This window comes from Vreelandella sp. L-25, from assembly GCF_056857535.1.
The window spans coordinates 72,153-97,495 of the sequence record NZ_JBSXNH010000079.1 but is presented as its reverse complement, the minus strand read 5'-3'; the positions used below and the strand labels follow the sequence as shown (position 1 = coordinate 97,495).

The window sequence follows — 25,343 nt, the reverse complement described above, 5'->3', positions numbered from 1 at the left end:
TTGAACGCTTTGGCAAACATCTGATGCGTACCATGAGGCGTATCAGCGCTACATGGCGCTGTTGGCGCAGCGTCACTCGCTTTAATACTAATACCCATTGCTGCAAATGCCGCCCACTCTATGCACCATAACGCCAGCGCCTGTCTCATCGACAGGCGCTGGCGTGGCAGCAGGGCGGGGTGTGCCCAGGCGGCTTACCAGGATTTATAAGGCAGGAACTTGCCGTTCAAGGTGAGCAGCACGCGGTCGCCCTTGGGGTCTTCGATTTTGTCCACTTCCATGGTGAAGTCGATGGCGCTCATGATGCCGTCTCCAAATTTTTCTTGCACCACATCTTTCAGTGTCTCGCCGTATACGCCGACCACTTCGTACAGGCGGTAGATGAAGGGGTCTTGGGGGATGGCTTCATCCCACGCCTTTGTTGGGAAGGCCGTGAGCGCGGTGGCCACATCGCTCTCTACTTCTAGAACGTCGCAAAGCTTATGGGCGACATCTGCACTGGCGCTATTCATGCCGTAACACGCAGAGGCAACCCACACCGGTGACATGCCCACAGCGCTGGCAATGTCGTCCCAACTCATTTTTTTACGGGCTTTGGCAGCCAGCAGGGTATGACGCATTTCGAGCTTATCCATGACGGATCTCCTTGGGAGTGAACTTCACTAGGTTTTCTTGGGGTTCGGTGGCAGGGGATGCCGGGGTTGAATCAGTGGTGGCCTCGGCATCCTCGAGTTGCACCGGGTTGACCGGCGTGGGATAGCGCAGGCCTTGTTCGTCGAACTCCTGGGTGCGTAGCTCGCTGGAGCGGTTCACCAGGAAATCGACCAGGTAGTTACGAATCGTGTAGAAGTGCGGATGCTTGACGATCTCTGCCCGCTGGCGGGGCCTTGGCAGGTCAATCTCCACCGCTTCGGCGATACGCGCTTGGGGGCCGTTGGTCATTAAGAAGATGCGGTCGGCCAGTAAGATCGCTTCGTCCACATCGTGAGTGATCATGAACACGGTTTGCTGATCCTGGCTCCAAATTTTGATCAGCTCGTCTTGAATGACGCCCCGGGTCAGCGCATCCAGCGCGCCGAACGGCTCATCCAACAGCAGCAGTTTGGGTTTGGTGGCAAACGCCCGGGCGATGCTCACCCGCTGGCGCATACCGCCAGAGAGCTGGGAGGGCTTGCGGTCTACCACCTCTTTCAAGCCGACCATTTCCAGGTACTTCATGCTGTGGTCGGTGACTTCACGATCGCTCCACGCTTTCCAGCGGGCGCGTACGCCGAAACGAACATTTTCCAACGCGGTGAGCCAGGGCAGCAGACTGTAGTTTTGGAACACCACGCCGCGCTCAAGGCCAGGGCCGCTGATCTCTTTGTTCTCCATTACCATGGAGCCTTCGGAGAACTGATCCAGCCCGGCGAGCGCGTTCATAATGGTGGATTTACCGCAGCCAGAGTGGCCGATGATACACACGAATTCGCCTTTCTCGAGCTGAAAACTGATGTTCTCGAACACCGTCAGCGGTTCCGCCTCTTTACTGGCGCCGGGGAAGCGCTTGGCGGCTTTTTGTACCTCTACAAAAGCATGACTCATGGTCGGCTCCTTATTCGGCGTAAGTGACAAAGCGGGCAATATAGGCAAGCGACATATCCAGCAGCATGCCCACCACGCCGATCATCAGGATGGAGAAGATCACGCTGGTTAAATCGAGGTTGTTCCACTCGTTCCAGACGTAGTAGCCAATGCCGGTGCCGCCCACCAGCATCTCGGCGGCCACAATAACCAGCCAGGCGATGCCAATGGAGATCCGCATGCCGGTCAGAATGGTGGGTGCGGCCGCAGGCAGAATCACCTTGAAGGCCGTTTGCAGCGATGAAAGCTCGTGGGTGCGGGCCACGTTCACCCAGTCGTTGCGTACGCCTGCCACGCCAAAGGCCGTGTTGAGCAGCATGGGCCAAATAGAGCAGATAAAGATCACGAAGATGGCAGAGGCTTCAGAGTCGCGAATGATGAACAGCGCCAGCGGCATCCAGGCCAGCGGGGAGATGGGCCGCAACACCTGAATGAACGGGTTGAGCGCTCTGTACGCCAGCGGCGACATGCCAATCAAAAAGCCAATGGGAATCGCCACCAGCGCGGCCAGCAAATAGCCGCTGAGCACGCGATACAGCGAATAGCCCAGCTGAATGCCAATGCCTTTGTCGTTGGGACCTGCATCGTAAAAGGGGTTAGAGAGCTCCTGCCACGCTTTCACGGCGATTTCCGAGGGCGGCGGTACTTTAGCGCTCTCATCGGCCCCGGCCAGCAGCTGCTCATACTCGCTCAGCTCGGCGCCTCCTCCCATGAGAGGCGATTGATTTAGTCCTTCCCAAACGCCCAGGCCCACGACTAGCAGCATAACGGCGAGAATGGTGGCACGAACGTTTAGGCTTAATTTCCACTCGGTAGTGGTGCGGTCCATGGTTAACCCCTCCGAATCGCGAAGCTGTCGACGTACGCTTCAGGCTGGGTGTAATCAAAGGTTTTACCCATGATTTGGTAGTTGCGGGCGGTCTCTTCCGGCGCCTCGTAGCCAAGCTCACGCATCACGGTTTGAGCGTCGGTGGCCAGGTACACATCCCGAGCAATCTGCTGATAATCCACGTCGCCTTCGATATAGCCCCAGCGCTTCATCTGCGTCAGGATCCACACCGCCATGGAGTGCCAGGGGAAGGGGTCGAAATCGATGCGGTCGGGCACGTTCTGTACGCCGCCTAAACCGTCGGCAAAGCGCCCGGTGAGCACCTGCTCAATCACGGTGACAGGCTGGTTGAGATAGTTCGTGGGTGCGATGGCTTCGGCGATTTCTGAACGATTCGCGGGGTCGGAGGAGTACTGGGTGGCATCGATAATCGCCCGCAGCAGCGCGCCGTAGGTGTTCGGGTTTTCGCGAGCAAAGCGGGCGCTGGTGGCAAAGGCGCAGCAGGGGTGGCCGTCCCAAATCTCTTTGGTCAGCAGGTGAATAAAGCCGATGCGCTCAAACACCGCGCGCTGGTTGAACGGGTCGGGGGATAAGAAGCCGTCGATATTGCCTGCCCGAAGGTTGGCGACCATTTCGGGGGGCGGAATCACGCGAATCTGAATGTCCTGATCCGGGTCCAGGCCGTGCTCGGCCACGTAGTAGCGCAGTAGGAAGTTGTGCATGGAGTACTCAAACGGCACGCCAAAGATGAAGCCTTTCCACTGCTGCGGGTCGCGCTTATCCAGATGGTCGTTATGCAGCACAATGGCTTGGCCGTTGATATTTTCTACCGCAGGCATAATGAACGGCTCAGGGGTCGAGCCTGCACCGAGGGTCATGGCCAGCGGCATGGGCGTTAGCATGTGCGCCGCGTCGTATTCGCGGTTGAGAGATTTATCCCGCGCCACCGCCCAGCCAGCAGTTTTGATGACCGAGACATCCAGGCCGTAGCGCTCATAAAAGCCCATGGGGTGGGCCATGATAATGGGCGTGGCGCAGGTAATGGGAACGAAGCCGACATTAAGCTGGGTTTTCTCAAGCGGCCCTAAACTCTCTTTGACGGCGGCTTTGATCGAATCTAGGGGAAATAGGCTCGCTAACGCCGCGGCGGCGGTGCCGCCGCCCACCAGCTTCATAAACTGACGACGGTGCATGTCGCTATGGCCAAACATGCCGCGCACTAAGGCGCTTTCGACCACTCGATCCATGACGTCATCGGCGTTGCTTGGCGTTAACGATGGTGCCACTGCGTTTGGCTGATGCGGGGACCTAGCACTGTTGGGTTGGGAGGGGGAGCACTGATGGCAATCGCACTGCCGTCCGTGAATCAGTGATTGGCGATGATCGAATGGGTTGCCAAGACTGCTGGGGTCGTTGTTCTCTTTCATGGACGTTCACCTCACAGGAGCAAAAGGGCTTTAGACTGCGCCGTCTTGGTGCGAAACGTTTCCCTGCGGCGCTACTTAGTAGATAGCGACTTACGTGCCATAACGTCTTGTTTTGGATTTAATTGCATAAAATCAAATGTTTACTATTTTGGTTGGCGGCATTTTTTGAATAGCAAAAACTCACGAAATTTCGTTAATAACGATATTTCGTTGTTTAAATAACGAAAGTTCGTGATTGGCCCGTTGTTTGTATGGAGTAAGCGACATCCTGCTGGCAAATGAGGAGCCTGCGATGCACGCTGCCACCCTGAAAGATGATGCTCACCCGACCTTAACGCTGATGGCGCACCACACGCCGCTGGCCATGGTGATTATTGACCCGCTCAGCGACCGGTTAATTGACGCTAATACAGCGGCGTGCCAACTGCTGCTGATTCATGAGCAGCCGCTTACGACCCCTTTTAGCCACCGTTTAAGCGCTTCATTGCCGCTATGGGTCAGCTTTACCGATGAGGTGCTGACCACCGGCCAAGGATGGTCGGATGATTTGGTGCTGCTGGATAGCGTGCGCCAGCCTCGCCATGTTGAGGTCTATGGGAAACGCTTACACGACTCCTCAAAGCTGTTGCTGACGGTGATTGATCGCAATAAAGCCGAGCAGCGCCGCGCTAAGGCGGAGCTTAGCCGCCAGCACCGCCAGGGGGAGGTGGGTTGGCAGCGAGTCGAGCAGGTGTTCGAGCGAATCGAAAAGCAGAACCAGCTGATTCTAAGCGCCGCCGGGGAGGGTATTTACGGCTTGGATGCGGAGGGTAAAACGACCTTCGTTAATCCAGCCGCTGAGCGCATTCTCGGCTGGAGCACCGAGGATATGGTGGGTCATGATGCGCATTTAATGTTTCACCACACCCACGCCGATGGTAGCCACTTTCCGGTACAGCAGTGCCCTATTCACGCCTCGTTTAGCGATGGCCAGGTGCACCATGTGGATGACGAAGTGTTCTGGCATAAAAATGGCGAGGCCATTCCCGTGGAGTACACCAGCACACCGATTTTTGAAATGGGCCGATTAGTGGGAGCGGTGGTCCTGTTTCGCGATATTCGCGAGCGTAAGCGCGCCGAACAGCAGCTGCGCGATGCGCTGGAAGAGGTGGAGTCGCTCAAACGCCGGTTGGAACTTGAGAACCAGTACCTGCAAGAAGAGATTAAGGCCGAAGTGAACCACCGCAATATCGTCGGCAACAGCCCGGCGGTGGCCAAATTGATCCAGCAGATTGCCATGGTGGCGCCGACCGGGGCCAACGTCTTGATCAGCGGTGAGTCCGGCACGGGCAAGGAGCTGATTGCCAGGGCCATTCATGCCGGAAGTGGGCGCAGCGACCGGCCGCTGATTCGGGTCAACTGTGCCGCCATACCGCGAGATCTGTTCGAAAGCGAGTTCTTTGGCCATGTCAAAGGGGCCTTTACCGGAGCGATGCAGGATCGTCCGGGGCGTTTCGAGCTGGCCCACGGCGGCACGCTGTTTCTTGACGAGGTAGGAGAAATTCCGCTGGAGCTGCAGAGCAAGCTGCTGCGCGTATTGCAGGATCAGCAGTTCGAGCGAGTGGGGGACAACCGCACCCGCGAGGTGGACGTGCGCGTGATTGCGGCCACCAACCGTGATTTGAAAGAGATGATCGACGCCGGGCATTTCCGAGAGGATCTCTATTTCCGGCTCAACGTGTTTCCCATCGATTCAGTGCCGCTGCGCAAGCGCATCGAGGATGTGCCCTTGCTGGCACGACATTTTCTGCACCGCGCCTGCTTGAAGTTCAACAAGCCGGGCGTGCGTATTCCTCCGGCTCAGTTGGAGCTGCTGACCCTCTACCCATGGCCTGGCAATATCCGCGAGCTCGAAAACGTCATCGAACGACAGGTGATCGTGACCCAGGACCGCCGGCTCTGCTTCGACGACCTGTTGCCGCCGGAGCCCAGTGTGCCGGGGCAGGTCATGGCGGAGCGTGACAAGGGCGCCGAGCCTCTTGCCGAGACACCGATGACCGAACAGGCGCTACAGCAGCACCAGCGGGACAACGTGCTGAAGGCGTTGGCATCGACACAGGGCAAGATCTCTGGCGCGGGTGGGGCGGCGGAGCTATTGGGCGTCAAACCGACGACGCTGGCCTCCCGGTTGCAAAAGTGGGGCATCGACCCGCGTCGATTCAGGCGTCGTGAATGTAAAAAGCCCCCTGCCAACGGTGCATTGGACTAAGGTAAAAGGTGCTGGGCTGGGCAGGCACTTTGTACACACAAATTCGCCAAGTTCAAGGCTAGCATACATACATGAATGTAACTATAATGCCACTCTTTCATAATGGTGCCGTGCTGCGCCGTCTTACGTTGACACCTAGAGGCAATCCCATGCGACTAGCACACTGGGCAGTCAATGCCCCCTTTCGCCCCCTGTTGTTAGCAGTGCTCACGTCTTCTTTTATCCTGCCAGCTCAAGCGGCGGATCTTGTGACCATCGCCCGCGATGCGCTGCAAAACGATGCCACTCTGGCCGCGGCGCGTGCCCAGCTGCTGGCCGCCGAGGCCGGCACTGACGTCGAGCGTGGCGCCCTGCTGCCCCAGGTCAACACCGACGCCAGCGTCAGCAATACTCGCATCTATTCCCGTCAGCTTTTCAACTTTGGTGGTAATAGCATCGGTGCTAGCAGCTTCGGCACCGACAATAATTACAGTAGCACCAGGCTGAATCTCGATGCCTCGCAGGCGTTGTTCGATGCCACCAGCAGCGCGCGGCTCAACCGCGCCCGGCGTCAGCTCGATCAGCAGACACTGTCGCTGGAGGTGACCCGCCAGCAACTGCTGTTCGACGTGTCCGAGGCCTACTTCGAGATTCTGCGGGCCTACGATATCCTGGAGGCACGGCGTGCCCAGGAGGCTGCCATCGGTCGCCAGTTCGAGCAGGCGCGCGAGCGCTTCAATGTAGGCCTGATCGCCATCACCGAGGTTCACGAGGCGGAGGCCTCGTTTGATCTGGCCCGCGCCCAGCGTATCGCCGCCGAGAGTGCCATGCAGGTCAACTTCGAGGCCCTGGAGCAGCTCACCGGGCGCCGCTACGCAAGCATCGAGGGCCTGGCCGGGGAGTTGCTCATCGATGTGCCCAAGCCCAGGGAGCGCGGCGCCTGGGTCGCGCTGGCCATGGACAATAGCCCTCAGGTATTGTTGGCCGACGCCGGGGTCGAGGTGGCGCATAGCGAGGTTGAGCTGTCGCGTGCCGAGCGTCTGCCGCTGCTGGAAGCCTTCGCTAACTACCAGTATTTCGAAAGTGATCAGGACCAACTGATCGGCAATGACTCCAATAGCCAATTGGGGCTGCGTGCTTCCATGCCGCTCTACACCGGGGGTACCATCTCCGCGCAGATCCGCCAAAGCACCTATAGCCTGGAGGCCAGTCAGTACGACTTCGAGTCTCAGCGCCGCACTACGATTCAACAGGTTCGCTCGCTCTATACCCAGGTCAGCAACAACGTCGAAACGGTCGAAGCGCGCCAGCAGGCCATCGTGTCCAACCGCAGCGCGCTGGAAGCGACCCGCGCGGGTTACGAAGTGGGTACGCGCAATATCGTCGACGTGCTCAATGCCGAGCAAAGTCTCTATAACGCCATCGCCAATTATGCCGAGGCGCGTTACGACTATGTCGTGAATCTGCTGTCGCTGCGTCAGCAGGCAGGGCTGCTCGATGTCGAGGCCATCGAAGAAGTGAACGCGTGGCTCACGGGCGAGGACATCCACTTTATCCTACCGGAAAGCAATGAGCCCGACGCGTATCAGCGTGCAATGGATATTGGTGCACCGCCCACTCCAGGTGCCTGACGTACGCTGTGCATGCCTTCTTGGCGATCGGTCAATGTTTAGAAAAATGAATGGGAATTCGACGCATGAAAAGAGTGATTCACTTAGGTAGAGCGAGTCTAGTGACGCTGATCGCCGCGTTAGCGCTCACGGCGTGTGGCCAGGAGCAGCCACAGGAGCAGCAAAGCCAGCAGCAGGAAGCGCCGCCCCACCCGGTGGAGGTCACTGAGATAGCGCGTCGGGACATACCGCTGGATAAATCCTACCCCTCGCTGTTGCGCAGCGATATTGAAGTGACGCTCGTGGCACGCGTCAGCGGCTTTTTGGAAGAGCGCCACTTCGAACCCGGGCAAATGGTCGAGGAGGGAGATCGCCTCTACACCATCGAGCCGGACTTGTACCAGGCCACGGTGAACCAGCGTGAAGCAGACCTGCAGAGCGCCCGGGCAGAGCTGGCACGCGCCCAGCGGGATGCGCAGCGTTTCGAGCAGCTGCTGAGCCAGAACTCGGTCAGCCGCCAGCAGTACGACCAGGCGCTGGCAGAGCAGCGGGTTGCGCAGGCCAGCGTGGCACAGGCGGAAGCCGCACTCACCAGTGCCAATCTGGATCTGGGATACTCCAACGTCACCGCGCCCGTGTCGGGCATGATCAGCTTGAGCCAGATCAACGTGGGCAACTTGGTGGCGTCGGGCACCGAGCTTGCCACGATCACGCCTCTGGATCCGCTGGAAGTGCGCTTTCAGCTACCCCAGCGTGATGCCTTCGAGCTGCGTCGTCAGCTGGCCGACAGCGCCGGTGACATGTCCTCCATTACCGCCCATCTCAGCGTGCCCGGGTTAGCGGGTAGCGCCGGTGGTGAGCTGGCGGGCCGCCTGAATTTCCTCGGTTCCCGCGTGGATGCCGGCACCAGTACGGTGCAAGCATCGGCCACGTTCGACAACCCTGACGGGGAAGTACTGCCGGGCCAGTTCGTGCGCGTACGCCTTGAAGGCCTGAAGCGCTTCGACGTCATGGCGGTGCCTGAAATTGCCGTTACCCAAGGGTTGATGGGCCCTCGTGTCTTCGTGCTGGACGACGAAAGCAAGGCGCGTGAGCGGACGGTTCAACTGGGCGATGTGGCTGGTCCCTGGCAGATCATCCTGGATGGCCTGGAGCCTGGCGAGCGCGTTGTGGTAGGTGACCCGGCGGGTATCGAGCCGGGCATGGAGATCGACCCGGTGCGTTTCGATGGCGATGCAGAACAGCTGGTCGATGACGTGGAAGAAGCCGAAGCGCAGGAGCAGCAGGAGCAGGCCGAAGCGGCTGCCGAGATGTCCGAAGGCGCCGGTGATGCGCCCGCGGAAGGGGAAGAGGGTGCCCAATAATGAATTTCTCTAACTTCTTTATCAGTCGTCCGATATTCGCCACGGTGCTGGCGATTATCCTGACGCTGGTAGGCGCGATGGCGATGCGGATATTGCCCATCGAGCAGTATCCCAGCGTGGTGCCGCCTACGGTCTCGGTACAAGCGCAGTTCCCCGGTGCCGATGCGGAGACCGTGGCACAAACCGTGGCCGCGCCCCTGGCGGAAGCCATCAACGGCGTCGAGGACATGCTCTACATGACCTCCAACAGCGCCGATAATGGCACCATGAGCCTGAGCGTGGCGTTCAACATCGGCACGGACGGCGACATCAATACGATCAACGTCAATAACCGTGTTCAGGGGGCGCTGTCGCAGCTGCCCGAAGCCGTCCAGTCTCAGGGGGTGACCGTCGAGCTGCGGTCAGACTCGATCCTGATGCTGGTGGCCTTGACCTCCCAGAGCGGTGATTATGACAAGATCTACATGCAGAACTACGCCACGCTCAATATTCTCGATGAGCTGCGCCAAGTACCTGGGGTGGGTAACGCCGAGGTACTTGGCGGTGGCGAGTTTGCCATGCGGATCTGGATGGATCCCGACAAACTGGCCCAGTACGACCTGACCCCGAGCGAAGTGGCCAGTGCCATTCGCGCTCAGAACACCGAAATTCCGGCCGGTAATCTTGCCGCGACGCCCCAGAGCGAGCCGCGTGCCTATACCTACACCATTACCGCTGGCGGGCGTCTTTCCAGCCCGGATGATTTCCGTAACATCTTCCTGCGCACCAATGCCGATGGCTCTTCACTGCGCCTGGAAGACGTGGCGCGGATCGAGCTGGGCGCCTCTTTCTACGGCGTGGATGCGCGGTTGAACGGCGCGACCATGACGCCCATCATCATCAACCAGCAGCCGGGCGCCAACGCGCTGGAGACGGCCAACTCGGTTCGGGCGACCATGGAAGATCTGGCTGAACGCTTCCCGCCGGGGCTTGAGTACGTAACCCCTTACGACACCACGCTGTTTATCGACGCGTCGGTGGAAACGGTCATCAAGACGTTTATTGAAGCGTTCCTGATCGTTATCGTGATTCTGTTTATCTTCCTGCAGAACTGGCGCTTTACCGTCATCGCGATGTCGGTGGTGCCGGTGTCGGTGATTGGTACCTTTGCGGGCTTCTATCTGTTCGATTTCTCGATCAACCTGCTGACGCTATTTGCCCTGGTGCTGTCGATAGGCATCGTGGTGGATGACGCGATACTGGTGGTGGAAAACGTTGAGCGGGTACTTAGCGAAGAGGACGATATTAGCGTTCGGGATGCGACTATTCGCGCTATGAAAGAGGTCGGTGGGCCGGTTATTGCTACCTCGCTGATTATGGCGGCGGTCTTTGTGCCGGTAGCCTTCCTGGGTGGCTTTACTGGGCAAATCTATCAGCAGTTCGCGATCACCGTGGCCATTTCGGTGGCGCTGTCGGCGCTGATGGCGTTGACCTTTACCCCGGCGCTATCGGCGATCTTTATCAAACACAATTTGCACCATTCCAAGCAGTCGGCCTTTAGGCGTGCCATCAGCACGCCACTGCGTCTGTTCGACCGCTTCTTTGCCGGTTTTACCGCCGTGTACATGTGGTTCGTCAAGAAGCTGGTGCGCTTCTGGGTGCTGGCGTTGGCGCTCACCGTGGCAGTGGGCGCGGGCTCCTATTGGCTCTACGCCAACACGCCCTCGACACTGGTGCCCGAGACCGACCAGGGGATCGTGCTGGCGAGTATCTCCTTGCCGGATGCTGCCTCGCTGAGCCGTACCCAGGCATACATGGCGGAGCTGAGCGAGCAGATCGAAGCGATTCCAGGGGTCGAGTACTCTTCTGCGGTGGCGGGCTATGACATTCTGTCCAGCGCGGTGAATACCGCACGCGGCATCATGTTCATCAACATGAAGCCATGGGCGGAGCGTGAGCTCACTGCCAACGAGCTGGTGGGCCGTATCATGCAGCTGGGTGCCAGCATCGACGGTGGTTCGGCCATGGCCTTCAACGTGCCGCCGATCATGGGGCTATCCACCACGGGTGGTTTCACCGGTTACCTGCAGTCGTTCGATGGTGCCTCCACCCGTGAGCTGTATGAAGCTTCGCTGAAAATCATGCAGGCCGCGAATCAGCACCCTGTGCTTAACCGAGTGTTCAGTACGTTTAACGTGAACGTGCCCTCTTACCGGGCGGAGATCGACCAGCAAAAAGCGCTCAGCTACGGCGTCGCGCTTGAGAATATCAATTCGGCGCTGGCGAACACCTTTGGTAACGGGTTCGTGAACTACTTCAGCTACCAAAACCGTAACTTCCAGGTGTACTTGCAGAACGAAGACGAGTTCCGTAAAACGCCGGAAGACGTCAACAACGTCTACGTGCGCGGCGGTAATGGCGAGCGTATCCCGCTCTCTGAGTTCGTGACCCTTGAGCGCCAAACGGGGCCTGCGGTGGTGTCACGGTTTGGGGTCTACGCGGGGGCCCAGTTCCAGGGTAACCCGGCACCGGGCTACAGCTCGGCCCAAGCCATCGAGGCTATGGAAGAAGTGGTTCAAGAGACGCTGGGCGATAACTGGGGCATGGGCTGGACCGGTACGGCGTATCAGGAGTCCAACCTGGGTAATACCGCAACACTTGCGATTGTGTTCGGTATTCTGATGGTGTTCTTGATTCTAGCGGCGCAGTACGAGAGCTGGTCGCTGCCGCTGGCGGTACTTACCGCAACGCCCTTTGCTTTCCTTGGCGGTATCGGTGGCATTGTGTTGCGCGGTTTGGATACCAGTGTCTACGTTCAGATCGGCATGCTGGTGGTCGTCGGTTTGGCGGCGAAGAATGCCATCCTGATCGTCGAGTTTGCCGAGCTGCAGCGTAAAGAGCTGGGTAAATCGATTCGCGAAGCGGCGATTACCGCCGCTGAGCTGCGCTTCCGGCCTATCGTCATGACCTCGCTGGCGTTTATCTTTGGCACTTTGCCGTTGGCCCTGGCGACCGGCGCAAGTGACGTGAGTAGCCACCATATCGGTACCACAGTGGCGATGGGTATGGCGTCAGTGGCGATTCTGGGCAGCCTGTTTATTCCCAGCTTCTACGCCATGATTGCCTCGGTATCGGATTGGCTCTACCGCAAGCGTCATCCTGAACGCAAGGAGGATGAGCAGGCGGCGCTGGGTCACGATAACGCTTAAGCGTTCTTGCTAGGCCTACGACGGGCGCCCTTTAACCGGGCGCCCGTTTTTTGTGTGGGGGCCTGACACGAGTCAAATGAAGGACTTCATCAGCCGATAAGATGAGCTACGCTAGTAGAGATCACCGTTTTCAGCTTGTGCTAATAAACGCTAATAAATAAAGCTTAGGTCAGGCGAAAACAACACTGGGCAATATGCCTGGAGGAGAACACGCCATGCAAACTCTCATATCGGCTGCTCTGCAGTTTCCTACCATCGTATTTACCTTCCTGTTGGCGCTGATCGCGCTCTATTGGCTGCTGGTGCTCATTCGGCTAGCCCCTCTAGAGCTTTTCGAGCGTGACAGCTTGCGCGATGATCATATGGCCAGCACCTTGGTATCGCTTGGGTTTGCCGGGGTTCCCGCGACGCTGGCGCTCAGCTTCTTGATGCTCATTGCCGGTGCGTTATCACTAGCCGTCGAGCTGCTCGCTCTGCGATGGATGCCGCTTGGATTGCTCAGGGTGCCGGTCGGGGTGTTGGTCGTGTGGGCTGCGCTCGCGGTAGCTTCCCCCATCGCTGCCGCTTTATGCCATGCGCTGCAGCGTGCGTTGCACCGTTATCAACCCTTCAAACGTCGCTGTCTGCTGGGCGCTACCGTCGTGGTGGCAGAGCGCCAAAACGACGAATCTGCCAGCGCTACGCTGCTCAATGAGCCCAGCAGTACGGTCACATTGCACTGTAAAGCCGGGGACTGCCCGCAGCCGGGTGAGCGCCGTGTGTTGGTGAAGTATCTAGCTAAGGAAGGGGCATACCGCAGCGTGCTAGAGCAGCACTATCTGGATACACGGGTGCGTATCAATAAGCTTCGTTTGCAGCACAAGCAGCATCCTAACGGATACTCCACCTAACGGCTGCCTTCAGCGATGAAACCAGCGCTGCCACTGTCTCGTCAGCCAGGTCAATAGGGTGGGCGCAGCGGTGGCGGCCCGTTCGCGATGTGTGCGTGCAGGCGCGTCGAGGAAGTGGCGTATGGGCGTGACCTGTTCGGGCGTGTTGAGCATCGGAGCGTGGCCGCATCCTGTGACGGTCAAGGTCGTCAAGGTAGGCTGGACCTCGGCCATCTTGGGTAGCGTCTCGGCATCCAATAGGGTCGATGTCTCTCCGCGAATCACCATCAGCGGGCAGCGAATGTTGGCCCAGTCGGCCCAGGTGTCTCTGGGTGTGTCGTGGATAAACTGTTCGCCGATACGCGGGTCGAAGTGGTAGGTCCAATTACCGTCGGGTAGGCGGCGAGCGCTGTTCAAGGCCAGCTCTCGCCACTCCTCCTCGCAGGTGATACCAAAACTGGCGTAATGCTGGGTAAGTTCTGCTTTTAAGTCGGCAAAGTTGTTGAACCGATGTGTCACGCCAAAGTAGCTCGATAAGGCGATCAGCCCCTCTTTATTCAGCTCGGGCCCCACGTCGTTGAGTATCAGCCGTGAAATGCGCGAGCGGTGCTGTGTGTCTGCTGCGATCAACATGCCCAGCAGGCCGCCCATGGACGTCCCCAGCCAGTCCACCTGGTCGAGCTCGTAATGATCCAGCAACGCAACGGCAATGGTGATGTAGTGACTGTAGAGATAGTCATGGGCGGGAAACAGCGACCAGCTGGAGAGTCCGCGACCCGGAGTGTCTGGGGCGATGATGCGCCACTCGCTGCCCAGCTCTCTCGCCAGCGCGGCGAAATCACCGCCGTGGCGGGCAAGCCCGTGCCAAGCGATCAGAGTGCGCGTTGCTTTTGGGTTCCAAATGCGTACGGCCACGTCCAACTCGCGCACGCGGATAAATTCCAAAGCATCCATACTGGGCTCCTTTCATGAGATAGCTCCAGTATAGGCGATTTGTTGCAGTGCAACAGAGAAGGAAAGTCATCTCAGCGGTGGAGCATGGCCATTAAAGCGTCAATCAACACTCCGCCGCGCTCGCGTAGGGAAAACGCATCGGGATTACGTAGCCAGTCGTGAAACAGGCCGCCAAGAGTAGACTGCATGAGCCTCGTGGCAATCTCCGGTGTTATATCATCGCGTAATAGCTGCTGCTGTTGGGCGAGCTGAAACACCAGAAGCATCTCGTCGAAGCATTCTTCGGCAATTTCATCCTGCATTTCGATGGGATTGATATCGCTAAAGAACTCACAGCGATGCAGCAGAATCGATAGGATGCGCTGGTGAGAGGGCTGCTCCAAACGGTTCAGGCCCGCATGGCAGGCAAGACGGATGGCATCGAGTGGTGATACCGTGGGGTCGGCGTTATTGACCTCTTCCATCAACGACTGAAATGGCATGCGCACCCGCTGTACCAGCGCCATGAAGAGGTCACCCTTGTTTTTGAAGTGCCAATAAACGGCACCTCGGGTAAGGCCAGCATGGCGAGCAATTTGCTCCAATGACGTGCGCGCAACGCCTTTTGCGAAAAACACCTCTTCAGCAGCATCCAACAGCGCTTCGCGAGTTGCCGCAGCCTCCGCTTTGGTTTTTCTTGCCATGAAACCATTACCTCACTCTCGATACACAATGGCGTTATTTTATCTGATGTGGTGCCTTTTTACATTCAAAACTGTATGGATAATGGGTCTAAGTTGATAATCTAGGTTATCAAGCACGTTACTTAATGGTTGGAAACGGATATGATTTCATTTTGAAACGCTGTTTTAAAACCTTTCAAAGCCCTGGCGCCACTTAGAAATGGCGTATCAGGCTATGTCTCCCTGCATGTATAAGGAATGGCCATGGCGCGAGCTCCTTTCTCCCTCGCTGGGCATACCGTGATGCCTGGGCAACGTTTACAGATCGACGTGCCGGTGGCGCGCCTGTATACCCATACGCCGCTGCATATTCCGGTCGAAGTGGTTCATGGCCGCAAAGAGGGGCCGGTAATGTTAGTGTGTGGAGGGATTCATGGCGATGAGATCAATGGTGTGGAGATCGTCCGCCGTTTGCTGCGCTCGAAGACGATCAATAGCCTACGTGGTACGCTGATTGCGGTGCCGGTGGTCAATGTTTTCGGCTTTCTCCAACAGACGCGTTACCTGCCTGACCGTCGCGACTTGAACCGCTGTTTTCCTGGTAGCGAAAAAGGTTCGCTGGGCGGCCGAATCGCGGCGCTGTTTCGCGATGAGATCGTTGATCACGCCACCCATATCATTGACCTGCATACCGGCGCCCTTCACCGCACGAACTTGCCGCAAATCCGTGCACAGCTAAGTACGGGCAGCGAAACCGAGCGCATGGCAGACGCCTTTGGTGCGCCGGTTATTTTGAATGCGGAACTACGTGAGGGCAGCCTGCGTCATTACGCCCAAAGCCGCGGTATTCCGGTGCTCACCTATGAGGCGGGTGAAGCGCTGCGCTTCGATGAATGGGCCATTGTCCCAGGGGTGCAAGGCGTGCTGCGCGTCATGCGCCGCTTGGGCATGCTCACAGGCGAGCAGCGTCGCCGTGCCCCGGCTCCGGCCGAACTGGCCAATGGCTCAAGCTGGGCGCGCGCACCCATCGACGGTATCTTGCGCCCCAAGGTGCGCTTGGGGGCGCGAGTGGCCAAAGGCGAGGTGCTTGGCAAAGTGGCAGATCCATTCGGCAACGATGAAGACGAAGTGCGCGCCATGGCGGACGGCATTGTCATCGGCATGAGCCGCTTACCGCTTGCCAACGAAGGAGAGGCGCTTTACCACATTGCCCGTTTCGACGAGATCGAAGAAGCCGAGACAGCCATCGAAAGCTTCCAGTCCAGCCTGACGCCTCCACCAGACGCGCTGTATTGACGTTACTTCTATAGCTATCAACTATTAAAGCAATATCCCTATAACCAGCGCCATGGATGGCGCGACGCTGGCTTGTTGACTATACCTGTATGGGGCCGTCTTAGCTTACGTTAAAAAGCAGTAGCGGTGATTTCCAGTGGTACAGACCGTACCATGTCGAGTGTGACAAGGAGGAAGAGCAATGAGCAGTGGTAGCCAGCATCCCACCACCAACGAAGCAGGTATTCCGGTAGCGAGCGATGAGCATTCGCTGTCGGTAGGCGCGGATGGTCCGATCGTGATGCACGATCACTACCTGATGGAGCAAATGGCGGCGTTTAACCGGGAAATGATTCCCGACCGGCAGCCCCATGCGAAAGGCAGTGGCGCTTTTGGTCACTTTGAAATCACTCAAGACGTTAGCCAATACACCAAAGCAAAATTTCTGCAGCCAGGCGCGAAGACCGATGTCCTCATTCGCTTTTCCACTGTAGCAGGGGAGAGCGGTAGCCCGGATACATGGCGCGATCCGCGCGGCTTCTCGATCAAGTTCTACACCGAAGAAGGTAACTTCGACATGGTGGGTAACAACACCCCCGTGTTCTTTGTTCGCGACCCAATGAAGTTCCAGCACTTTATCCATTCCCAAAAGCGTCGCGCCGATAATGGCTTGCGCGACCACGACATGCAGTGGGATTTTTGGACGCTGGTGCCTGAATCTGCTCACCAAGTGGCTTGGCTTATGGGCGACCGCGGCGTTCCCGCCACCTGGCGGCACATGAACGGCTACTCCAGCCATACCTATATGTGGGTAAACGCAGAAGGCGAGCGGTTTTGGGTGAAGTATCACTTTAAAACCGATCAAGGTATCAAGTGCATGACCCAGGAACAGGCTGACCAGATGGCCGGCAGCGATGCGGATTACCACCGCCGCGACCTATTTGAGGCGATCAAGCGCGGGGATTACCCCACCTGGACGCTGCACATGCAGATCATGCCGTTTGAGGATGCCAAGACCTACCGCGTTAATCCCTTCGATCTGACCAAGGTGTGGTCACACAAAGATTACCCCTTGATCGAAGTGGGTAAACTGACGCTCGACCGTAACCCTACCGATTTCCATAGCGAAATCGAGCAGGCCGCGTTCGAACCCAACAACATGGTGCCCGGCACCGGGCTGTCGCCGGATAAAATGCTCTTGGCTCGTTCTATTTCCTACGCCGATGCCCACCGTGCGCGGTTAGGGGTGAACTACAAGCATATTCCGGTTAATACGCCCAAGAGCCCCGTGCATAGCTATACCCAGGGCGGCGCGATGCGCATTCGTCACTCTACCGACCCGGTGTACACGCCCAATAGCAAAGGCGGCCCCAAGGCAGATGGGCAGCGCTACCCGGAAGATGCGGTGTGGTCGACGGATGGGCAATTCGTACGCACCGCGTACACGCTGCGCAAAGATGACGACGACTGGAGCCAAGCGCACACCCTGGTGCGTGAGGTGATGGACGATGCCCAGCGTGACCGGTTGGTTTCCAACGTGGTGGGGCACCTTTCCGGTGGCGTCACCGAGCCGGTGTTGGAGCGCGCGTTTGAGTATTGGCGCAACATCGATCAAGAAGTAGGCGAGCGTATTGAGCAAGGCGTTCGCGCGCAGTAGCCTCCCAAAAGAAAACGCCCAACGATAAAATCGCTGGGCGTTCGTTAAACCGCCAGCCTGTTGGTCGTTAGGTCACGGGCTGGCGGTTTGTTTGCTCGTCGAGAGGCTCCGCTTCGAACTCAGGCTCACGAACCAAGCCGAGCGCGTCATCAAACAAGCGTAAGCCTGCACCCTCTTTATGTGCGTGCTCCGAGAGATGACGACGGAACCGACGCCCGCCAGGGCAGCCCTGAAAAAGCCCCAGCAAGTGGCGAGTGATATGGTTCAGCTTGGCACCTTCATCCAACCGCTGCTGAATGTATGGGCGAAACGCCGTGGCCGCTTCCAAGCGTGTACGCACCGGGCCCGGCTCGCCAAAGAGCTGCTCATCCACGCCTGCCAATAACCACGGATTTTGGTACGCCTCACGACCCACCATCACGCTATCCACCTGCTCAAGTTGCGCTTGGCACTCCGCCAGGGTTTTAATCCCGCCGTTGATACCAATATGCAGCTCAGGATGGCTCTGCTTTAGCCGGTGCACTCTTGGGTAATTCAGCGGCGGAATATCGCGATTCTCTTTCGGCGATAGCCCCTGAAGCCACGCCTTTCGGGCGTGCACGGTAAATACTTCACAGCCTGCTGAGGCCACAATATCAATAAACCGCGCTAAATCCGCGTCTTCATCCTGGTCATCAATACCAATACGGCACTTCACCGTGACCGGAATCGACACCGCCGCCTGCATGGCCTTCACCGCCGCCGCCACTTTTTCGGGATGGCCCATCAGGCACGCGCCAATCATATTGTTCTGCACCCGGTCGCTGGGGCAGCCAACGTTTAAGTTGACCTCATCATAGCCCCACGCCTGCGCAATCGCTGCGCACTCCGCCAGCTCACCCGCATCGCTGCCCCCCAACTGCAAAGCAATCGGATGCTCCACCTCGCTATAGCCCAAAAAGCGCTCACGCGGGGAGCCGTGCAGCACCGCACCGGTGGTCACCATCTCGGTATACAGCAGCGCCCGCTTGGTGAGCGTGCGGGCGAAGGCGCGGTAGTCTCGGGTAGTCCAATCCATCATCGGAGCTACAGAAAATCGGCGGGCCGCTTCTGCTGGGTTTTGTTTCGTCATATTAATCACTTGCATACTTGGTATGCGATGTAAGTACACACATCTATTGCCCTCTGATCGCGGCTATTCGCTAAACGAACAGCAACACCATGGTCTACATGGTGACCTATCAGAAGTGGTGGGCGCGTTGGCGGGCAATTGTACGCAAGAAAGGGTAGGCAGCACAAAATAAGTCGCTGCGCCTTGATGCAGTGTGTTGACGGGGAAGGGGAGGCTCAAAAATTCCTTCCGACATCGCTGGTGTTCATCATCCTTGCTAGGTGTTTTCGAAGGTGTCGCCTGCTGAATGGCAGCCGGACACCACTAAACCATAGGTGTGGCACTCGTCGCCTCGCTCAATGGCATTAGGAAATAAAATTGCTCATCTTTATATCAGTGGGGGCAGCAGTGGCTAGCTTAATTCGAGGCCAGCGTAAGCTGATTTGATATTGCACAACCCCTGCATCACATTGCGTATTTTGCGGTCAAAAGCGGTATGGTGAGAGCCCGAGAGAGGCAGCATTACGCCTATTACAGAAGATGAGGAGTCGTTATGGGGAAAACGCTAGGTTATGTTGGCGTGGCGCTAGTGGGTACCCTGCTGCTGTCCGGCTGTAGTGGGCCTGAGGAAGAGGTCGCACAGCACCAGCCACACTCAGTGGCCGAAGAGCGTGCTTCTGAACCTGAGCCGTCTGCACAACAGGTTGAGCCGCTCAATGTAATGATTTCAACCGCTGCTTTTTTACGTCCAGACCGGCGTTTGATGGTGGAAGGCGAAACCAATCTGCCAAATGATGCCCAGCTACAAGTAGTGGTAGAGCGAGAAATTAGCCGCGTACGCTGGCAAGAGCGTACACGTGTGGTGAATGGTAAATTTGAAGCTGGCCCACTAGGCTCTGGCAGTGGCTTACCGGATGGCAATTATCTTGTCACCGTGCAGTTAGGTGAGGCTGCCGTTCAGCCAGAAAGCGTGCAGGCGCGCATTGGTACCCAGGGTGAATACTTGGCGGGAGAGCTCATCAGCCAGTCCCGCCATGGGTTAGGGCAGGTAGCCACCTACTCGCGCCGTTTCTTGGTAGGCAGTGAACCAAGACGGACCCGCGACCAGGTGGACGTTATTGAGGACAAGTAGGGATGGGGAGGTAGATGCTTTAGGCAGGACACCAGTGTGCTAACAACACCGCATGAATCGAGGTGTCAGTGGGCGCTTTGGAGAAGTGCTCAATGACAAATCGGCCATCACGCTGGATGAGATAGTGGCCTGCTTTATGAAACACATGCGTTGGGCCAAGCAACAGCAAATCACCAGAGGCTACTGGTGAAAAATCCGTTTCTTTGCCAGGGGTGGCCATCACGCAAGGTGCTTTCCAGTCAATCTTCAACGGCAGATGATGCGGTACGGTAATGGTCGTTGCCTGAACCTGTTCCCAGGGGAGGGGACCAGTATGGGTCAGGGTCAACAGTTGAGGCGCACTGTCACCTTCCAAAAGGGTCGCCAGCGAGCAATCAAGGGCATCGGCGAGCGCTACTAAGCGTTCATGACCGATCTGCTTGATCGCCCCGGACTCCCAATAAGAAATGGTGACATCTGACACGCCAACTTTACGTGCAAGGGCAGCTTTGTTGAGCTTGGCCCGAAGTCGCAGTTGCTTGATACGTGAGCCTAGCGATTCCATTTCATTTTCCTGTCGATGAGCTAAATCAGCTCGTTGAATGTACTTCCACCTTGATAGGTGGTGCTCTGAACATGCTGAAGATAGTGAGATTCATTCTCATGCATGAACACGAATCATAGGTACTACAACATACTAAGCGATTGTGCTTTAACGCGCATCTTCCTATCTATGTTCTGAGAGCTTTCGATCAGACGCTTTTAAGTCAAACTCGTTCCCTTTCCAATGCTGTTGGTTGTTCTTAGGGTGCGTATAATGGCGCCACGCTTAACTGCTAAAGGGAACTGTTGATGACCGTACGTACTCGTATCGCGCCTTCTCCTACTGGAGACCCTCATGTAGGCACGGCCTATATTGCACTGTTTAATCTCTGCTTTGCTCGCCAGCACGGCGGTCAGTTCATTTTGCGTATTGAAGACACCGATCAAGTACGCTCCACTCCTGAGTCAGAACAGATGATTCTCGACTCATTGCGTTGGTTGGGGCTTGAGTGGGATGAAGGCCCGGATGTAGGTGGTCCCCACGGGCCGTATCGGCAAAGCGAGCGGGGCGATATTTATGCGAAGTATGCCCAGCAGTTGCTAGACGCCGGGCATGCCTTTAAGTGTTACCGCACCAGCGAAGAGCTTGATGAGCTACGCGAGTCACGCAAAGAGGCAGGCCTGCATTTGGCATTGAAGCCAACTGACTTAGCCCTGGACGCAGAAGAGCAATCACGTCGTGAGCAGGAAAGCTGGCCCTATGTGATTCGTATGAACGTGCCCAGCGAAGGCGTGTGCGTGGTTAGCGATATGCTGCGCGGTACGATTGAAGTGGATTGGGCGCAGGTTGATGCTCAGATTCTGATGAAATCAGACGGTATGCCTACGTACCACTTAGCTAACGTGGTGGACGATCATTTAATGGGCATTACCCACGTGCTGCGTGGTGAAGAGTGGATCAATTCCGCGCCGAAGCATCAACTGCTGTATGAGTACTTTGGTTGGGAAATGCCGCAGCTTTGTCATATGCCGCTGCTGCGTAACCCGGATAAGTCCAAGCTCTCCAAGCGTAAAAACCCAACGTCGATCAATTACTATCGCCGCATGGGCTTTTTACCCCAGGCCGTGACCAACTACCTGGGCCGTATGGGTTGGTCGATGCCTGATGAGCGTGAAAAATTCAGCTTGTCAGAGATGATGGCAGAATTTGATATTCAGCGTGTCTCACTCGGCGGGCCCGTGTTCGACCTAGAGAAATTGACGTGGTTGAACGGTGTCTATATCCGTGAAGACTTGGACGACGACGCACTGCTGCAAGCGCTGCGTGAGTGGGCGTTCAATGATGCCTACGTGAAGCAGATTTTGCCGCAAGTCCGCCCTCGGGTAGAAACGCTCTCCCAGGTTGTTCCGCTGGCGGGCCACTTTTTCTCTGGCTTGCCCACAATCACTAAAGATGATTTTGACAGCGTGAAGCTGGACAACGAAGAGCTAGTGAAGCTGCTGCAGTTCCTGGTATGGCGCTTTGAAGGCGTCTCTGCTTGGCATAAAGAAGCGTTGCTGGAGGAAGTCAAAAGTCTGGCAGAGCACTTTGAGCTAAAAATGAAGGCCTTCCTGGCACCAGTGTTTATTGCCATTACAGGCAGTACCTCAAGCACCTCGGTGATGGATGCGATGGCTATTCTTGGCTCTGACGTGACGCGTGCACGGCTTCGCCATGCGATTGCCGTATTGGGTGGCGTGTCCAAAAAGCAGGCGAAGCGGTTTGAAAAAGAGTACCGCGACCTGTAAATAATCATCGTCACTGGTGATTGAGAAGAGCGCCGCGCGATCTTAGCGTGAGAGCGCGGCGTTTTCTTCGATAAACAGGCTTGACGAAGATCAGGCGAATCAGTAGTATACGCTCCGTCTTCAAGACATGTGGGGCCTTAGCTCAGCTGGGAGAGCGCAACACTGGCAGTGTTGAGGTCAGCGGTTCGATCCCGCTAGGCTCCACCAATATCAGTTAAGCTGATAGTGCACTGTCGAAGGCTTTTCAGGTCAGATACGTCCCATTCGTCTAGTGGTCTAGGACACCGCCCTTTCACGGCGGTAACAAGGGTTCGAACCCCTTATGGGACGCCACCTCGTTTTGTCTGCTTCCTCAAAATATTCTGATTAGCAAATAGCAATGAGTTTCCTCACTTGCTCTTTTTGCATTCCCGCCATTTAGAACTTGCGTCTATTTCACGCGTTTTTTGTCAATATTGTGCTTGACTTGTCCACTTTTGCATCTTTGTGAAAGGGGTTGTGCACAACCACATAAATATGACGCAAAAAATCAGCTATTTAGCTTAATTTGTTTAAAATCAATGTCTTACGTTAGGTTAAAAAATGATCAATTTAAGGCTGGGTCACTGTTCATGGCGATTGTGGGGCGTTTTCTAGTGGTTGTGAACAGGGTTATCCACAGATAGTGTGGAAAACCCTGTCCAGGCTGGCAGTGCTAAAAAGTCAAGCGTTATTCAGGCTTGCGCAGCCGTTTCAATAGCGATGAAGTATCCCAGCGGCCACCTTCCATGCGCTGTACATCCGCATAAAACTGGTCGACTAGGGCGGTAACGGGGAGGGTGGCATTTAGCCTACGTGCTTGCTCTAGGCAAATGCCCAAATCCTTGCGCATCCAGTCCACCGCGAAGCCGTGGTTATACTCATTGGCGATCATTGTTTTGTGGCGGTTCTCCATTTGCCAGGAGCCAGCCGCTCCTTTGGAGATGACGTCAATCACTTGATGCTGGTCTAGTCCTGCCTGTTCCGCAAAATGCAGTCCTTCCGCTAGCCCTTGCACTAAACCGGCAATACAGATTTGGTTCACCATCTTGGTGAGCTGACCGCTGCTGGCAGTTCCCATCAGTGTGACGGCGCGGGCGTAGTGGTTGAGAAAGGGCGCCACAGTGTCGAAGTGGTTTTGCTCGCCGCCGCACATAATCGTTAGCGCGCCGTTCTCGGCCCCCTGTTGGCCGCCAGACACCGGTGCATCAATAAATGCAACGCCTTTCTCTCGGCAAGCTGCGTCCAGCTCCAAGGCCAGATCGGCCGACGCGGTGGTGTGGTCTACTAGGTAGCTGCCGCTCATCATGGTGCTGAGAGCGCCGTCTGGCCCGGTGGTTACTTGGCGAACATCGTTGTCATTTCCCACGCATACCAACACTAAATCAGCGCCCTCAGCCGCTTCGGCGGGTGTTGAATGAGCCGTGCCGCCAAACGCCTTGGCCCATGCCTCTGCCTTGCTGGCAGTACGGTTGTAAACGCGAGTGGTAAGGCCTTGTTTGGCAAGGTGGCCGGCCATAGGGTAGCCCATTACGCCTAGGCCAATAAAAGCAACGGTGGTAATAGATCGCATAAAACACCTTTGTTGTTGGTAGGAAGCAAACAAAAGGCCACCCGGGGGTGGCCTTTGTCATCCTATGCGTGCATTAGCGCGTTAGCCGCCAATCACTTGGTAGGATAGTCACGTTTTTCGTGACCGATATACAGCTGGCGCGGGCGGCCGATTTTGTAGCTTTCGCTGAGCATTTCGTGCCAGTGAGAGATCCAGCCAATGGTGCGCGATACTGCAAAGATCACAGTGAACATATTGGTCGGAATACCCATGGCTTTCAGGATGATGCCTGAATAGAAGTCAACGTTCGGGTACAGTTTACGCTCGATGAAGTATTCATCTTCCAGGGCGATCTGCTCCAGGCGCTTGGCAATCTTCAGCTGCGGGTCATCTGCCAGGCCCAGCTCGGCCAGTACTTCGTCGCAAGTCTCTTTCATGACCTTGGCGCGCGGGTCGAAGTTACGGTAAACGCGGTGACCGAAGCCCATCAGCTTGAACGGGTCGTTCTTGTCTTTTGCCTTGTCCACGAAGCGCTGAATGTTCTCTTCGGAATCGTCGCCGATTTCGTCGAGCATGTTCAGCACGGCTTCGTTGGCGCCGCCGTGTGCCGGGCCCCAGAGTGCCGCGATGCCCGCACTGATACAGGCAAACGGGTTGGCGCCGGTAGAGCCTGCCAGGCGTACGGTGGAGGTGGAGGCGTTCTGCTCGTGGTCCGCATGCAGCATGAAGATGCGGTCCATGGCTTTGGCGTACACCGGATTGATCTTGTACTCCTCGCAAGGGTTGCTGAACATCATGTAGAGGAAGTTCTCTGCATAGCTCAGGTCGTTGCGCGGGTAGTTGAAGGGTTGGCCAACGTTGTACTTGTGCGACATGGCGGCCAGGGTAGGCATTTTGGCAATCAGGCGAATCGCGCTGATCACCCGATCTTCTTCCTGAGTAATGTCCATGTGATCATGGTAGAAAGCGGCAAGGCCGCCTACCACACCACACAGAATCGACATCGGGTGCGCATCGCGGCGGAACCCTTTGAAGAAGTTGTTGATCTGGTCATGCACCATGGTGTGATTGCGAATGCGAGATTCGAAATCAGCATACTGCTCATCATTGGGAAGCTCGCCAAACAGCAGGGTGTAACAAACTTCTACAAAGTTCGACTCTTTCGCCAGTTGTTCAATGGGGTAGCCGCGGTGCAGCAGTACGCCCTTGCCGCCATCGATATAGGTGATTGCGGACTGGCAGGAAGAGGTGGCCATGAAGCCGGGATCGTAGGTAAACAGGCCTTCAGCACCTAGGCCGCGCACGTCGATGACGTCGGGGCCAAGTGTGCCGGAATACATGGGTAGTTCGATCGTCTTGTCGAGACCGTCTACCGTCAATGTCGCTTTCCTGTCAGCCATGATGGCCTCCTTTCGAGTTCGGTTTGGGACGTAAAGTCGTTGTTTCGCATGCCGCGCCGGCGAAAAGGCTTGCCCACTATAGAAGCGTGCGACATTTTGTCAATTAGCCGTAATGCTAGACATGCTTGTACGGGATGTGCGGTTTTGGATAATAAT

At 56.8% G+C, this 25,343-nt stretch carries 19 protein-coding genes and 2 tRNA genes; 11 read left to right on the top strand and 10 right to left on the bottom strand.

Features of this window, described 5'->3' with window-relative positions; translation table 11 throughout:
• Positions 1 to 194: 194 nt before the first annotated feature.
• Genes cynS through AC13CN_RS13440 form a run of 4 tightly spaced genes read right to left on the bottom strand, consistent with a single transcriptional unit; the run spans position 195 to position 3,879 of the window.
• Positions 195 to 635, bottom strand: a complete 441-nt coding sequence (cynS, locus tag AC13CN_RS13455; RefSeq protein WP_044627896.1) for a cyanase — start codon at positions 633 to 635, stop codon at positions 195 to 197.
• On the bottom strand, positions 628 to 1,584 hold the full coding sequence (locus tag AC13CN_RS13450) for an ABC transporter ATP-binding protein (RefSeq protein WP_058576934.1): 957 nt from the start codon (positions 1,582 to 1,584) through the stop codon (positions 628 to 630). Before AC13CN_RS13450 ends, cynS begins: the two co-directional genes overlap by 8 nt.
• A 10-nt stretch (positions 1,585 to 1,594) precedes the next feature.
• Entirely contained in the window at positions 1,595 to 2,452 is an 858-nt protein-coding gene (gene ntrB, locus AC13CN_RS13445) for a nitrate ABC transporter permease (protein ID WP_044627894.1), read from the bottom strand.
• Between the two features lie 2 nt (positions 2,453 to 2,454).
• Positions 2,455 to 3,879, bottom strand: coding sequence for a CmpA/NrtA family ABC transporter substrate-binding protein (locus AC13CN_RS13440; protein WP_044627893.1), 1,425 nt, complete (start codon positions 3,877 to 3,879; stop codon positions 2,455 to 2,457).
• A 292-nt stretch (positions 3,880 to 4,171) separates the two neighbouring features.
• Here AC13CN_RS13440 and AC13CN_RS13435 point away from each other — a divergent pair, with 292 nt between their 5' ends.
• The 5 genes from AC13CN_RS13435 (at position 4,172) to AC13CN_RS13415 (ending at position 13,158) form a co-directional block, all read left to right on the top strand.
• The gene (locus AC13CN_RS13435; protein ID WP_483053209.1) at positions 4,172 to 6,127 is read left to right on the top strand and encodes a sigma-54 interaction domain-containing protein; all 1,956 of its coding nucleotides are present in this window, start codon (positions 4,172 to 4,174) and stop codon (positions 6,125 to 6,127) included.
• A 149-nt stretch (positions 6,128 to 6,276) separates the two neighbouring features.
• The gene (locus AC13CN_RS13430; protein WP_483053208.1) at positions 6,277 to 7,737 is read left to right on the top strand and encodes a TolC family outer membrane protein; all 1,461 of its coding nucleotides are present in this window, start codon (positions 6,277 to 6,279) and stop codon (positions 7,735 to 7,737) included.
• Positions 7,738 to 7,802: 65 nt separating this feature from the next.
• Complete coding sequence (locus AC13CN_RS13425) at positions 7,803 to 9,080, top strand: efflux RND transporter periplasmic adaptor subunit (protein ID WP_483053207.1); 1,278 nt, start codon at positions 7,803 to 7,805, stop codon at positions 9,078 to 9,080.
• Entirely contained in the window at positions 9,080 to 12,268 is a 3,189-nt protein-coding gene (locus AC13CN_RS13420; protein ID WP_483053206.1) for an efflux RND transporter permease subunit, read from the top strand. The genes AC13CN_RS13425 and AC13CN_RS13420 overlap by 1 nt, the downstream gene beginning before the upstream one ends.
• A 215-nt stretch (positions 12,269 to 12,483) precedes the next feature.
• The gene (locus tag AC13CN_RS13415; RefSeq protein ID WP_044627889.1) at positions 12,484 to 13,158 is read left to right on the top strand and encodes a hypothetical protein; all 675 of its coding nucleotides are present in this window, start codon (positions 12,484 to 12,486) and stop codon (positions 13,156 to 13,158) included.
• Between the two features lie 9 nt (positions 13,159 to 13,167).
• Here the strand turns inward: AC13CN_RS13415 and AC13CN_RS13410 are convergent, their stop codons facing one another.
• Entirely contained in the window at positions 13,168 to 14,091 is a 924-nt protein-coding gene (locus AC13CN_RS13410; RefSeq protein WP_483053205.1) for an alpha/beta fold hydrolase, read from the bottom strand.
• A 71-nt stretch (positions 14,092 to 14,162) separates the two neighbouring features.
• Positions 14,163 to 14,774: a TetR family transcriptional regulator gene (locus AC13CN_RS13405; RefSeq protein ID WP_054640938.1), complete on the bottom strand. Its 612-nt coding sequence runs from the start codon at positions 14,772 to 14,774 to the stop codon at positions 14,163 to 14,165.
• Positions 14,775 to 15,017: 243 nt separating this feature from the next.
• Here AC13CN_RS13405 and AC13CN_RS13400 point away from each other — a divergent pair, with 243 nt between their 5' ends.
• On the top strand, positions 15,018 to 16,049 hold the full coding sequence (locus tag AC13CN_RS13400) for a succinylglutamate desuccinylase/aspartoacylase family protein (RefSeq protein ID WP_044627886.1): 1,032 nt from the start codon (positions 15,018 to 15,020) through the stop codon (positions 16,047 to 16,049).
• A gap of 181 nt (positions 16,050 to 16,230) precedes the next feature.
• On the top strand, positions 16,231 to 17,685 hold the full coding sequence (locus AC13CN_RS13395) for a catalase (RefSeq protein WP_054640939.1): 1,455 nt from the start codon (positions 16,231 to 16,233) through the stop codon (positions 17,683 to 17,685).
• Between the two features lie 67 nt (positions 17,686 to 17,752).
• On the opposite strand, the gene dusA is transcribed toward AC13CN_RS13395, so the two are convergent.
• Positions 17,753 to 18,796 carry a tRNA dihydrouridine(20/20a) synthase DusA gene (gene dusA / locus AC13CN_RS13390; RefSeq protein ID WP_062373670.1) on the bottom strand — a complete coding sequence of 348 codons (1,044 nt, stop codon included), beginning with the start codon at positions 18,794 to 18,796 and terminating at the stop codon, positions 17,753 to 17,755.
• A 532-nt stretch (positions 18,797 to 19,328) separates the two neighbouring features.
• Between dusA and AC13CN_RS13385 the strand changes: the two genes are divergently transcribed.
• Positions 19,329 to 19,907 carry a hypothetical protein gene (locus AC13CN_RS13385; protein WP_062359307.1) on the top strand — a complete coding sequence of 193 codons (579 nt, stop codon included), beginning with the start codon at positions 19,329 to 19,331 and terminating at the stop codon, positions 19,905 to 19,907.
• 19 nt (positions 19,908 to 19,926) lie between these two features.
• Here AC13CN_RS13385 and AC13CN_RS13380 read toward each other — a convergent pair whose 3' ends face one another.
• The gene (locus AC13CN_RS13380) at positions 19,927 to 20,451 is read right to left on the bottom strand and encodes a helix-turn-helix domain-containing protein (RefSeq protein ID WP_044627838.1); all 525 of its coding nucleotides are present in this window, start codon (positions 20,449 to 20,451) and stop codon (positions 19,927 to 19,929) included.
• 287 nt (positions 20,452 to 20,738) lie between these two features.
• Between AC13CN_RS13380 and gltX the strand changes: the two genes are divergently transcribed.
• The 3 genes from gltX to AC13CN_RS13365 all read left to right on the top strand — a co-directional run bounded on the left by gltX (position 20,739) and on the right by AC13CN_RS13365 (position 22,550).
• Positions 20,739 to 22,217: a glutamate--tRNA ligase gene (gene gltX, locus AC13CN_RS13375; RefSeq protein WP_062359306.1), complete on the top strand. Its 1,479-nt coding sequence runs from the start codon at positions 20,739 to 20,741 to the stop codon at positions 22,215 to 22,217.
• Positions 22,218 to 22,348: 131 nt separating this feature from the next.
• Positions 22,349 to 22,424: transfer RNA gene (locus AC13CN_RS13370), tRNA-Ala, on the top strand.
• Positions 22,425 to 22,474: 50 nt separating this feature from the next.
• A tRNA-Glu gene (locus AC13CN_RS13365) sits at positions 22,475 to 22,550 on the top strand.
• Positions 22,551 to 22,926: 376 nt separating this feature from the next.
• Here AC13CN_RS13365 and AC13CN_RS13360 read toward each other — a convergent pair.
• Both AC13CN_RS13360 and gltA read right to left on the bottom strand, forming a co-directional pair.
• Positions 22,927 to 23,808 carry an NAD(P)-dependent oxidoreductase gene (locus AC13CN_RS13360; RefSeq protein ID WP_054640940.1) on the bottom strand — a complete coding sequence of 294 codons (882 nt, stop codon included), beginning with the start codon at positions 23,806 to 23,808 and terminating at the stop codon, positions 22,927 to 22,929.
• Positions 23,809 to 23,900: 92 nt separating this feature from the next.
• Complete coding sequence (gene gltA, locus AC13CN_RS13355; RefSeq protein ID WP_213262281.1) at positions 23,901 to 25,187, bottom strand: citrate synthase; 1,287 nt, start codon at positions 25,185 to 25,187, stop codon at positions 23,901 to 23,903.
• Between the last annotated feature and the right edge of the window lie 156 nt (positions 25,188 to 25,343).